This window comes from Prevotella sp. oral taxon 317 str. F0108, assembly GCF_000162415.1.
GTDB classification, from domain to species: Bacteria; Bacteroidota; Bacteroidia; order Bacteroidales; family Bacteroidaceae; genus Prevotella; species Prevotella conceptionensis.
In genome coordinates this window covers 475,683-488,585 of the sequence record NZ_GG740072.1, presented here as the reverse complement: position 1 = coordinate 488,585, position 12,903 = coordinate 475,683, and the positions used below count along the sequence as shown (strand labels likewise).

The window sequence follows — 12,903 nt, the reverse complement described above, 5'->3', positions numbered from 1 at the left end:
ACATTCAAAGTTACGGATGCAAGGTTGATATTACTACAACATTAACCCACAATTGCAGCAATAAAGGCCGCCATAATGCCTTATCACCCATACAAAAAGGCTTTGTTTTCGTACCTCGCAGATACAAGTACGTCACAACAGCTCTGCTTTATATAAAGACAAAAAAGTTAATAAATCGTTTGGCAAATACGAAAAAAGTAGTAACTTTGCAGTGCAAAAACAAGTATTGGGATATGGTGTAATGGTAACACTACAGATTCTGGTCCTGTCATTCTTGGTTCGAGTCCGAGTATCCCAACCAACAAGCGCATCTTCTTCACGGAGATGCGCTTTTATTTTTCCAATACATCGCTGTAAAAGTGAAAGGGTGAAAAGGTGAAAAGGTGAAAAAATGGGCTCACGCCCTTTAAAGGGTGAAAAGGTGAAAAGGTGAAAAAATGGCTCGCCCTTTAAAGGTGAAAAGGTGAAAAGGTGAAAAAATGGCTGCGCCCTTTAAAGGTGAAAAGGTGAAAGGGTGGAAAAATGGCTCACGCCCGTTAAAGATGAAAGGGTAAAAAGGTGAAAGAGTGAAAAGGTGAAAAGGTGAAAAAATGGCTGCGCTTATTAACTGGCGAACAGGCTAACTCGCCAAATCGTCAACTGGTTAACTCATCAACAAGTTAACTCGTTAACTTATCAACTCATAAACTCGTCAACTCAAAAAATTGTTAACTCATCAACTTATCTACTCAAACTTTTGTCTTCTTTTCAGCAAGTTTTTTAACATTATGACTAACTTATTTTTCACCAACAGCCCGCTCGGCCGCAAAAAATCGATTCTCGCGAAGGTTGGTTTTGATGCAAAAGGGGATAGCATGTGCATGCGGAAAAATGAATTTTTATTTAAATAAACCGTCATTTGCACCTGCTTTTGGGATATTTGCAGCAAAATATAGTGCAATATGGTGCTAAATGTAGTGCATTTTGCCGCTAAATGCAGTGCGTTTTGATGCTAAATGTAGTGCGTTTTGCTACTAAATGCAAGGCAAAATGCAGCAAAACGCAGGGTAAAATGCCGCTAAATGCGAGACGAAAAGCATAAAAATCCACTGAAATGGTATAAACAAAACCCTTTTGAACCATGAAACACATGGCCAAAAGGAGCAAAACATCCAGTAAAAAGTAGGGTTTTAGGGTCTAAAAGTGTGTAATTGGGCCTGAAAAATTACGAGCCTTCAACCAAACTAGAAAGGCTAAATGGTGCAAAATGCAGGTCACAGGCTGAAAATTGGACTAAAAATGGAACGTATAAAGTGAAAATTAGCGCTTAATTTCCTACTTTTGGGCCTTATTTTTCGCTAGAAAGGAGCGGAGAGCAGGGTATGTTTTGTAAAACTTTTTATAACATTTTAAGCTTATAAGCTTGTGAGTTCATGAGTTTAGAAGTTGATAAGTTTATCGGCTTATGAGTTTGTTAGCTCATAAGTCTCGAAGTTGATGAGTTGCCTGCTTATGGGTTTGTTAGTTCAACGGTTTCAAAGCTAATAAGTTGGTCGGTTGATAAGCTTGCCAGTTCATAAGTTTTAAGCTGGCGATTTTTGTGTAATAAGCAGCTTGTGAGTTTATGGACTTTTGAACTTATACGTTTAACACATTCGCTAACAAGCAAAATACATGGGGCTGTTCGAGCAATGAATGCTTTCGAACAGCCCCATATCGCAAACAGAAGTACGGGTTTAAAAACTCATGCGCATCATCAGTCGCACGCCTTGTTTTTGCGCGGTGGGCAAATCATTGTAGTTTAACCTGCGCACATATTGCACATGGAACAACTTGAAGATGTTGTGCACACCCACTATCAACTCCATATAAGGACGCTTGGGGTTCATTACATGCGACCCTTCTGGGAAATACATCAATGTTGCATCGCCCATATTCTGGAACAAAAAGGGATTGTTCTTATCTGTAAGCGAACCCCACAGGCCCTTAAAACCGATGTACTCGCGCCATTTCAGCTTTTTAAGCAGCGGTATGCGGTTGAATATCTTACCGTTCATATCCCATGCCAGGTCTACGCTAGCATACCTATCGTTAAGAAATTCCATGTTGTTTATCAGGTTGAACGAACCTTTCTGTACGATGTACGACAGGTTGGCGGCAGGCATAATCAACAAGGGGAAGGGCACTTTATCCCATTGTGCACCCGCTCGCAGTTGCACATCAAACTTACCCCAGCTTCTCAACCAAAAACGTTTGAACAGTCCTACTTCCGAAAAGTTGTAGCGATACTGTCCGCCCAACACGCCATTTAACCCCACAGCATGCGAAAGCGTTATCACAGGTGCCTCCAAGTTAATGGCAATACGCCTCTGCTTGGTGTTGATAAAGGTACGTCCAGGGGCAATTTCCAACTCGAAAAGTAGTTCTGTTGTGCGTATCTTACCATTATGCAACAGGCTACTAACATCCGTATTTGGAAAGATGATGGGTGGGAAAAAGTTGCTTAGTTTCTCGAAGAACAAAGAACCAGCAGCCTCGTTTTCCTCAGTTCGAAGGCTTAGTGTGGTTTTCATCCCCCACTCTTCTTCGCGTTCTAAGGTAAGCTGTTGGCGATTGTAGAACATCATCGCGTCTACCTTCGCCCACTTTAAGGCCGTAAACACGTTGTCTTTGTCGGTTCGCAAGAACTTATCCGAGGGCGACATGATGTCGTAAGTAGACTTGAACGACACCGTTCGCTTGGGAAACTCGCGCGGCAGATATTCTTTTCTGTTGAACGAATAGGTTATTTCGCCGCTATAATAGTTCTTTTTGCTACCCCATCCACGCGCCATATAGCCTGCCAAAAACCAATGCCGGCTAAGGTTTGCCGTGGTTTGCGCGCTGATACGCGTTCTAAATCCGTCGATAAAGTTTCTTGTAAACATCGTGTTTACTGGCCCGATGTCTACTTTGCTGGGATGATCTTTCCCTCCTGTCTCAACAAAGTTCTCTATCAGGGCTTTCAAGCCGAAGATGATATACTTAAATCCCTTCATCTGTTCCACGCGATGCACAAACTCGTCCATCGACGATTCGCTCTTGCTAAGCTCCACTGCGCGATATTTTTTCCAAAAGGCCTCGTCGCGCATCATGGCATCGGCCTCGCGTTTTTCGCGCCCACTGCCCTTAAACAGCTTAGCGGGCAATTCGTCAAAAGCATAGTTGTTCAGGCGTGTGGTTCGGATAACGATGGCTTTCTGCAGCAGGTCGTTCACTTCAATCTCAGCAATCATGTCGTCTTCGCTCAACGCCCACTCGCCGTTTTCAAGCTGTGCGAACTCTTGCCTCACTTGCAGGTTTTGCACAAAGTTAACACTGCTCTGTATGGGTAGCGTAAGGTTGCAACGCTTAACGTGCAGGGTTGAGTCGGCCACAATATACAGTTCGCCACGAAAACCAATGTCTTGTCCGTTGTTTGGGGTGAATTGCAAGTGATAACAGAGGTCTTTACCCACATAAAGCGTATCTTCGATGTAATAACGGTAAAAGCTAATGGCACTATTTCCAATGGGACTAGTGAAGTGGTGTCGCAGCAGTCGCACATCGTTATCGTAGATGTTCACGTCTGTAAACACGTCTTTGAGCATGATGTCCATGATGTCGCCCGTTTGAATCAGCTGATTAATGCCAGTGCTGCTCTGTCCTTTTATAATGTCGCGTTCGGTCTTGGGCTGCTTGCGATATATGTGTTGGGTAACGGTTTCGTCTACCGACACGGGCAAAATAAGCTTGTTGTTATACGGGCAATGTTCAACTTGGTCGAGCATCCAACGCCTTTTGCCGATAAAGCCACTGTCTATTTGCGTTGGCGTGATGTCGTTCATGGCCAGCGTTATCTTTTGATACTTGGTGTATTGAAAGAAATCGTGGTTTTCCAATCGCGTGCGTTTCTTGGCCGCAATCACCCTTCGCATCAACTCGACAGCAGGATTATCCTTGCGCGAATACTTGCCCCTTTTCTGCCTTACAACCACTTCGGCCAGCTGCCGAGTGTCGGATTTGAGCTTTATGTTTAAGGTTTTGGGCGTAGACGCCTTAACAACCACTTGCACGGGAGCATAACCCACGGCACTGAAAGTAAGCACAAGTCCCTCCTTTCGCACGATGGTGTATTCGCCCTTAGCCGTACCCGATACGGCTATGTGCGGCCCTTTGTAACTAACACTGGGGTAATATATGGTGTCGCCTGTGGCTGCATCGGTAACAATACCCGTGAGCATGCTCTCTGTTTGGGCCGAAACAGTTAAGCCCGCAAAGAGCAAAGCAAATACCATTAATAGTCTACTTATCTTGTAACTCATCTCTTAAATCTACTGTTTAACATCGTGACCTCCTCTTGTAAAGACACAAACAAGAGCCATGCGGCTGCAAGAGCTAGTTCACAGAAAACAACTAACGCAGCCCGAATGGCGACGTGACCCCACACGTTGGGGCTAATCGCCAGTCGATACTAGCCCAACAAGTCCTCCAAATCTTTAATTATCATTTGCGGTATGCTTTCGTCGTGGGCCTTATCTTCCCAGGCTTCGCTCTTAAACCATGCCGTTGGGCAACCCAACGCGTGTGCTGGCACAATGTCTTTATCGAAACTATCGCCCACCACCATCACCTTTTCGGCAGGCAGTTTCAAGGTTTCGATACCCAGCGCAAATATCTTTGGGTCGGGTTTTCGCACGCCTACAACCGCCGATTCGATAACGTCTTCGAAGAGTTCGAGCAAGAAGTAATCGTCAAGAACGGTCTTTATGTTGCCGTAGAAATTACTAACCAGCACCAGCGGATAACGCTTGCGCAGTGTTTCGAGCACGAAACGGCTATGGTCGAGCGTTCTTTTCAAGTTGCGAGCAAGGTATGTCAGCATCACATCGTGCATGATATCGAGTTCCAATTGCGGAACATCCAGCACCTTGTTGTCGCGCAAATACGCCAGTTGCATCTGCAACTTGGTGCTCAACACCGCATCGAACGTAAAGTCGGGCATGATTGTTTTGTTGGTTGCCAACGTGCGTTCAACATGCACATAGGCGGCTCTGTAATCGCTTTCGCTAACAGGTACGTCCGCAAATTGGTACGCATGCCAAATAACTTGCCCCCAATGGTTGCCACAGGTGTCAAGGGTTGCACCGTAATCGAATATTATTCCCTCGATGCCAAGGGCGTTAAGCTTGTTGAACGAGTATTCTTTTGTTATCATGTTTTCGTGCATGCGTGTTATTGCTTTATCGTGTTCGAACACCTTTCGCACAGTTCCTCGTGCTGCTTGTGCATGTAAATGTATATGCCGCTCAACACTGTGAGTTCGAAAAGAAAGTAAACCCACGGGCAATTAGCTAGGCATGCGGCATACAGAACGATGGCACGTAGGTTGAAACTGAGCATGTTGGTGTACTTCATCAATGGTCTGCTGCCCTGTAAGAAGTCATCGCGCAGTTGGGCTGGAGCCTTTTCAGCATCGCCGTATGTGGCATTAAGCTGTGCGAAGAGAGCCTGAAACTTGGGCGTACGTTTCTCTTGACTCTTGCAATAGTTGGCGTAATTATAATGAAACAGGCGCTTAAACCATTGCCCACGCTTAGGCAGAGCCTCGAAGATAGCGCGCTGTTGGGCGTAAGTGTCTAGCTCGCTGCCTTTCTTTCCTTTTAAAAACAGCAGGTGTATCTGCCTGTAATAGTCGGCCAAAGAACTTTGTGGCGAGTGGCACAGCAGTCCCGACACGGCAGCTAAAGCCCAAATCCATAAGCCCCACTTAACGTTGGTGTAGGGAATAAGGCTCGACTGCAAGCGCAAACAGAGGGCAAGATAGATGCTGAAAAACCATAAGTCGCCCGAAAAACCATCGAGAACACGCCCCAAAAGCGTTTTCTTGCCCGTAAGACGAGCCATTTGTCCATCGGTAGAATCGCAGAAGTTGGCCAACATGAGCAAGCATACGCCCATGATGTTATGGGTTAAGTCGGGGAAATAGAACATATAGCCCGCCCCAACACCCAAGAAAATGGAGAGTATGGTAATGGCGTTGGGATGTATTCCTAGCTTGTTCCACAGCAAAGCGAACAACAACCCAATGGGACGAGTGAAGTATATGTCGATAGTTTCTTCTGTGTCGCTAGATTTTAACGACTCGCGAAACAGGGTTTTGAATTTATTATCCATTCTTCTGTTGTGAGTTATTTTGTGCTGCAAGCAGCTGGTTTACGAATAACGAAATGGCATCGGCAGCCTGCTCGCGACATGGCGAAAAGCTGGGCCAATCGTTAAAGTCGATGATGAAAAAGCGGCCCTCGCGGTCTACAATGCAGTCGCCACCATACACGTCAATGCCTGTTAGCCTTGCCAAACGCGTTGCCGCAGCCCTAAGTTCGTGTAAATTGAAACCGAAATGCTGGGCAATGCCGTTGCGTTTTTCGTTGCCGAACTTGGAATGACCATTGTCTGTGGGATAGAAATACCAAAAGAAACTATCGCCAACGCCGTAAAACTTAATGAGATCGCCCACCACATGGGCACTAACCACCACATCGTTAACTCCGCGCAGCGCGAAATTGCGCTTGGTTTTCTCAGCCGTTGCCTTGTCCGAGCAAAACACCACGTCGGCTTTTGTTTGTGCAGCAGCATCTGCTCGCTTCACCCAATAGCCGTGTTCGCAAGTTTCGGGCGGAGTGGGAATGCCGTTTTCTTGCATCATTTGCAGAATGTGGCGACGCGAAAAGCGTTCTAACGCAGCAGCGTTGTTAATTACCAAGGCGCGGTCTTGTTGCTCGCGCGCCTTCAAAAGCTGTATTGTGCGAGGAAGTCGGCCCATAGATAGAAACAAGTCTGCACGATGTTGTTCGCTAAGTTCGTGTTCGGCGATGACCAACACTTGGTGTTGACCCAGTCGGTCTATCGTTGCATCCATTATAGAACGGTCTGCCGCTACCGAATTAGGCGAGAAACGCACGTCTCTATAAATGGCAATTACGCTGCTCATAAAGGAACTTCTCTGCTTTGTTGATGTCTGAAACGTGGTCGATGTCCAACACTTTGCCCATTACGTAAGCCTTTAATTTCATACCATTGGCAATCAATGCCCGCTGGAAATTGCGCATACGGCTTTCTCCACGCTCAATGCAAGTCTTCAACACGGGTAAGCATTGGGGTGTTAAGCCATAGATACCAGCCGAGATATAGTGGCAGTTGGGGGCAAGTTCGTCGTAAAAGCCCGATATATATGGTGGGTTGTTGGTTTGCACATACAATGGCTTTTCGTCGTCGACAAAGCCTGTTACAGCCATCATTCCGTTGTCGCCGGCCGCTAATGCCGTGTTCATCGAGTTGACGAAAAGGGCAAATTCGTCTTCCTTAAAGACGGTGTCTACCGTTGTAAGGACGAAAGGCGAGGCGTGAAGATAAGGGCTTAACTCGTAAAGGCTGTGCATAGAGCTGGGCGTACGCTTAACGATGAGCCTCAAAGGTACGCTTTTTCCTGCCAAGCCATTGCGCTGTACAACCCTCAAATGGGCAGCAACGTCGTTCATTTGCTCGTTACAAATAACCACAATCTCGTCGGCTTTGTTGGCCAAGAATATTCTGATAAGCCTGTCAACAAGGTGTTCGCCCCCCACTCTGACCAGCGGTTTGGGCAATTGCACGCCTTCTTGCATAAGGCGCGAACCTTCTCCTGCGGCTATAATTGCATACTTCATAATGTACTTTACGTTGTAAGAACGAAGTTAGAGACTTATGGAAAAGCCCCTATAAGTGCTGTTTACCACTGCATAAAAACATCGACCAGTCCTCTAACTTAACGTGTTTGGGAATACGATGGGTGGTTAGAACCAACTACAAAGATAAGTAATTGTTGGCGAACACGGAAACTTTTCAATCGCAAATCGCCACACCAGATGCAAACAAGAACACTGCTTACGAAAGATAGACCAAACAAGAGTGAGACAAAAGTCCTCTGCAAGAAAGCCTTTTACAAGGAAAATACAGAGATCAAAGAAGGAGACCACAACACCGAGCGACTTTAAACGCACGCGCCACTTCACTCAACCGCATAGGTAAAAACGGCTAAATACGGCATTGCAAAACTTCATAGGGACAAAAAAGCGACGACCTTCGCAGGCTATCGCTTCAGATCTTCAATAGGTATCAGTCCTCTTCTAAGGTAAAAAGATTGTTTTCAGGATAACGTTTGCAAAGGTAGTTCTTTTTTGGCAGCTACCCAACTTTTATCATAGTTTTCCGCTTGGTTGTCCTATTAAAGAAATGTAAATTTACATTTTTAAGTGTTTCAAATGGTATACTTATGCACATCAACAAGAAAAGCATTCTTTCCAAAGCAAGCGCAACGCTGTTCTTCTGTCACAACCAACAGGCTTAACCGCCCCCTTTCGCAAAATGCAAAGGGCGAACTAATCGCGCATCAGACTAGACCTAGGGATAAAAGCGCAATGAATGGAGGTAAAAGTAGCAGGTTAAAATGGGCTTAATAAGGAAGGCGGCGCAGATTTCTGGTTACGTTCTTGTCTCCAATGTCCGGTGTAACTTGTAAGAATTGAATTGGGGATAACCAAATCCTTGACGACCAAGAGATGCAATCATCACCACGCCGCCTTATTTATCTGTGTGCAAAATTAAATGGTTTTCGATTATAAAGCAATACTTAAAAGTTGGTAATTATGGTTTCATCAGTAATAGGTATGTACACTGCTTATCTTTACATGCCCACAAAGTATTATTTGGTACGCGCGTGTAAAATACCTATAAATAACTATTGGCCGTCTCGTTTTTTTTTTATTACTTTGCAAGTCGTTATAGCCCACATAATAACAAATAGGTAATCATTGGTATGAAAAATCATAAGATGTACGAACCCGACGATAAGATGATATTGCTTATCAAAGACAATTACAGCATCTTGCAGACGCTTAGCGCCTTCGGCATTAGCTTGGGTTTCGGCGATAAGACGGTGCGCGACGTGTGCGAGAGCCAAAGCGTAGACACCTATACCTTCTTGGCTGTGGTGAATTTCGCCATAAACGGCTATCGCGATTACGATGATGCCGATAAGCTTTCCATACCCACGCTTATCAAATACTTGAAGGCAAGCCACGAATATTTCCTCGATTTCCAACTACCCTTTATGCGTAAGGCGCTCGTTGCGGCACTGGATGAGAAAGACAACCTAGCCCGACTCATACTTAAACTGTACGACGAGTATGCGCACAGCATACGTTCGCACATGAAGTACGAAGAGAAAATGGTTTTCCCATACGTAGACTCGCTGCTCAACAACAAGGCGCAGAACAACTACGACATAGAAACCTTCTCCAAGCACCACGGCCAAACGGACGTGAAACTGCGCGAATTGAAGAACATCATCATCAAGTACCTGCCTTCCGACGGTCTGCACAACAACCAACTGACTGCCGTTCTCTACGACATCTACAACAACGAAGAATGGCTGTTGCACCACGGACAAGTGGAAGACGAGATATTTGTGCCGGCCATACGCCGCTTGGAGGCTAAGTCGAAACAAAACGACGTGTCGGTGAAGATTTCGAACATGATTAACCAAACCAACGACAACGTTGACAACCTAAGCGAACGCGAAAAAGAAGTAATTATCAGCCTAGTGCAGGGAATGACCAACAAAGAAATTGCCGACCACCTTTGCATTTCCATCAACACGGTGATAACCCACCGGCGAAACATTGCGCGCAAGCTGCAAATACACTCGCCAGCTGGGCTGACCATCTACGCCATTGTGAACAACCTGGTAGACATTTCCGCCGTAAACCTCTAAAACGCCCGCAAATGATGCACAACAAACCTGAGCACATGCTCAAAGAACGCCCACGCATTGCCATCGTCGACCCAAACACGCTGGCCATTTTGGGACTGAAACAGATATTACAAAACGTGTTGCCCATCATGCAGGTAGACACTTTCAACACATTTGCCGAACTGAAAAGTGCCAATCCCGAAGTGTTTTTCCACTATTTTGTGGCCACTAGTGTTGTTATTGAAAACAGACCGTTCTTCCTTGAACACAAAAACAAAACCATTGTGCTGACTGCATCGACTGAACCAAACAGCCAGATGGCGGGTTTTAATAGCCTTTGCATCAACGTTCCCGAAGAACAACTGGTGCGTTCAATCCTACAATTAGAGCAATACGCCCACGCGCATGGCCGCAATTTGCCGCCCCTACCCCATGCCTTACAGATGAAAATACTATCCGACCGCGAGATAGAAGTGCTTTCGCTCATTGTGCAGGGGCTTATCAATAAGGAAATTGCCGACCGTTTGAACATTGGCCTAACAACGGTTATCACACATCGCAAGAACATTATGGACAAGCTAGGCATGAAAAGCGTATCGGCACTTACCATCTACGCCGTGATGCACGGCTATGTAGACATCAGCAAAATCTGATGTCGGCCACTTCCTAGGTTTTTCCTCTTCAGTCCCATCGCATTAAGTATAACAACGTGTAAACCATGCCCGATTTCTTCCAGTTCAAGCAATTCACGATACACCAAGACCGCTGTGGAATGAAGGTTGGCACCGATGGCGTGCTGCTGGGAGCATGGGCAGAAGGCGGAAAGCGCATTCTCGACATAGGTACAGGAACAGGACTTATCGCGCTGATGCTTGCACAACGATACCCCGATGCTGAAATTACGGGGGTGGAACTTGACGAACAAGCCGCCCTGCAAGCACAAGAAAACGTGGCTGGCTCACCGTTTGCCCAACAAGTAACGATAAACAACACGCCCATACAGCATTTTTCTCACCAACCAGACCTGCATGGGCGTTTTACTTCAATCGTATCTAACCCGCCCTTCTATCACTCATTAAAAAGCAAAAGCCACGAACGCACGCTGGCTCGACACACCGAGAGCCTTACTTTTACCGAACTTTTCCAGTGCGTTAGCCTGCTCCTCGCTCCCGATGGCTGTTTCAGTGCGGTTATTCCCACCGAACAGATGGACAACTTTTTGGCCGAGGCTTGCATCAAAGGCCTATTCGTCAGCCGTCTTATAAAGGTGAAAACGGTGGAAACTAAGCCCGCCAAACGCTGCTTAGTGGCCTTTTCCAAACAACGTGCCGCCCACTTCGCGGAAGAAGAAGAGGCCACAATAAGAGATGCCCTTGGGCAATACACGACCTGGTATTCGCGACTTACAGGCGATTTCTACTTAAAGTAATTGTCCACCCTTACACAATGAAACAACAAAACTACCGAATTTTGGGCGACAAGGATGCCGACTATTGCTTGATACAAGCCGTTGACGAGCACGACGAACAGCTGCTCGAAAAAGAGTTCGACGCCATTCGCCAACGCTGCAACGATAAGAAAGTGATGCTCGCCGCCTTTCTTGTAGACGATTGGTTTCACGACCTTAGCCCGTGGAAAGCCCCTGCTGTGTTCGGCAAAAATCATTTTGGCGACGGCGCTACCAACACATTAAATTTCGTTGTCAACACCTTTATCCCCCATCTTACGAACAATGTATTGGCGAAACCCACCGAAACGCACTTCATCATCGGCGGTTATTCGCTCGCAGGCCTGTTTGCTCTTTGGGCGGTTACCCAAACAAAGCACTTCAAAGCTTGTGCAGCGGCCTCGCCTTCGGTTTGGTTTCCCAACTGGACTACATACGCATCGACATGCCATTTTCATGCCGACACCATTTATCTAAGCTTAGGAAATAAGGAAACCAAGGCCAAAAATCAGCTGCTAGCCCATGTGGGCGAAGACATGGAGAGCCTTATGCACATACTTGAAAACAAGAAAACAACGTTTGAATGGAACGAAGGAAACCACTTCGCCGAAACGGATGTGCGCACAGCCAAGGCCTTTGCTTGGTGCATCAACCAATTAGAGACCAATTTGCCCAAAACAATTTGAGACAAGTTCTAAAAATTACCTTTGCTGTATTTTTAGCTTTTAGCAGAGCAGGTTTTGCTTACTTCTTGAAGGAGCATAGTGAACTATAACTACTGAAAGAGAAAGCAAAAGATGCCAGACAAAAACAAAAAGGCAGTGAAGAGCAATACGAGGAACATCAATTGAACCTTTGCAGGGAATTTTTAGAACATGCCTTAAACGTCCCCCTCACTGCTAGGCATGTAAACCAAACCGATTTGTTAGAACCATCTTTCAACCATTTTTCAACGGCTTGTTTTAGTTCAATACAGCATAAAGTCGTCCAGACTTTTAGTATCTCTACAAGTTGTGAGGTGCTTGTTATCTTTGGGATGCCAACACAAAATAAAAATAACTCTCATATACGAAGTGCAGGACAAAACAACTCACTGGCTTACAAACTCGCGAAAGCCCAACAACTCCCGAATGCAGCAACTCATCAACTTACAAACACATCAACTCACAAACTCTCAACCCCGCCAAACCATCAACTCATCAGCTCACAAAATCATAATTCCACAAGCTTATCAACTTACAAACCCACCAACTCAAAACCTTAAAATTATTTATTTTATTTTACAAAACCGCTCTGATTTTCACTTCGTTCTAGCGAGAATATTGGCTATAAAGTAGGTAAATAGCTACTAATTCTAACCTTCCACGCCTTTAATTTTGTCTACTTTTAAGAACACAATCTGCATTTTGCACCATATTGCCTTTCTAGTTTGCTTGCCAACTCGTATTTTTTCAACTCCAATTACCCACTTTTAGCCCCTAAAACCCCGCTTTTTGATGGGTGTTTTGCCCTTTTCTGCCACGTGTTTCATGGTTCGAAGAGGTTATGTTTATACCATTGGTGTGGATATATATGCTTAATTGCCTTGAATTTAGCAGCATTTTGCCTTGCGTTTAGCACCAAAACGCACTCCATTTAGCACCAAAACGCACTGCGTTTAGCACCA

9 protein-coding genes and 1 tRNA gene are annotated in these 12,903 nt (G+C 45.5%); 5 read left to right on the top strand and 5 right to left on the bottom strand.

Annotated elements, in window-relative coordinates; genetic code table 11:
- Positions 1 to 227 precede the first annotated feature (227 nt).
- Positions 228 to 301, top strand: a tRNA-Gln gene (locus tag HMPREF0670_RS01715).
- Positions 302 to 1,715: 1,414 nt separating this feature from the next.
- Here the strand turns inward: HMPREF0670_RS01715 and HMPREF0670_RS01710 are convergent.
- From HMPREF0670_RS01710 to HMPREF0670_RS01690, 5 genes are all read right to left on the bottom strand, one after another.
- Positions 1,716 to 4,322: a DUF5686 family protein gene (locus HMPREF0670_RS01710; RefSeq protein ID WP_009229434.1), complete on the bottom strand. Its 2,607-nt coding sequence runs from the start codon at positions 4,320 to 4,322 to the stop codon at positions 1,716 to 1,718.
- Positions 4,323 to 4,471: 149 nt separating this feature from the next.
- Positions 4,472 to 5,215, bottom strand: coding sequence for an HAD family hydrolase (locus tag HMPREF0670_RS01705; RefSeq protein ID WP_009229433.1), 744 nt, complete (start codon positions 5,213 to 5,215; stop codon positions 4,472 to 4,474).
- A 17-nt stretch (positions 5,216 to 5,232) separates the two neighbouring features.
- On the bottom strand, positions 5,233 to 6,174 hold the full coding sequence (locus HMPREF0670_RS01700) for a CDP-alcohol phosphatidyltransferase family protein (protein ID WP_009229432.1): 942 nt from the start codon (positions 6,172 to 6,174) through the stop codon (positions 5,233 to 5,235).
- Positions 6,167 to 6,991: a hypothetical protein gene (locus tag HMPREF0670_RS01695; protein WP_009229431.1), complete on the bottom strand. Its 825-nt coding sequence runs from the start codon at positions 6,989 to 6,991 to the stop codon at positions 6,167 to 6,169. Before HMPREF0670_RS01695 ends, HMPREF0670_RS01700 begins: the two co-directional genes overlap by 8 nt.
- Entirely contained in the window at positions 6,966 to 7,706 is a 741-nt protein-coding gene (locus HMPREF0670_RS01690) for an NTP transferase domain-containing protein (RefSeq protein WP_009229430.1), read from the bottom strand. Before HMPREF0670_RS01690 ends, HMPREF0670_RS01695 begins: the two co-directional genes overlap by 26 nt.
- 1,148 nt (positions 7,707 to 8,854) lie before the next feature.
- Between HMPREF0670_RS01690 and HMPREF0670_RS01685 the strand changes: the two genes are divergently transcribed.
- The 4 genes from HMPREF0670_RS01685 (at position 8,855) to HMPREF0670_RS01670 (ending at position 11,923) form a co-directional block, all read left to right on the top strand.
- Positions 8,855 to 9,811: a helix-turn-helix transcriptional regulator gene (locus tag HMPREF0670_RS01685; RefSeq protein WP_009229429.1), complete on the top strand. Its 957-nt coding sequence runs from the start codon at positions 8,855 to 8,857 to the stop codon at positions 9,809 to 9,811.
- 11 nt (positions 9,812 to 9,822) lie between these two features.
- Positions 9,823 to 10,443, top strand: a complete 621-nt coding sequence (locus HMPREF0670_RS01680) for a response regulator transcription factor (RefSeq protein ID WP_044077596.1) — start codon at positions 9,823 to 9,825, stop codon at positions 10,441 to 10,443.
- Positions 10,444 to 10,508: 65 nt separating this feature from the next.
- Positions 10,509 to 11,219 (top strand): tRNA1(Val) (adenine(37)-N6)-methyltransferase, encoded by a 711-nt coding sequence (locus tag HMPREF0670_RS01675; RefSeq protein ID WP_009229427.1) that lies wholly within the window; start codon positions 10,509 to 10,511, stop codon positions 11,217 to 11,219.
- Between the two features lie 17 nt (positions 11,220 to 11,236).
- A complete protein-coding gene (locus HMPREF0670_RS01670) occupies positions 11,237 to 11,923 on the top strand; it encodes an alpha/beta hydrolase-fold protein (protein WP_009229426.1) in 687 nt (228 codons plus the stop codon).
- The last annotated feature ends 980 nt before the right edge of the window (positions 11,924 to 12,903 follow it).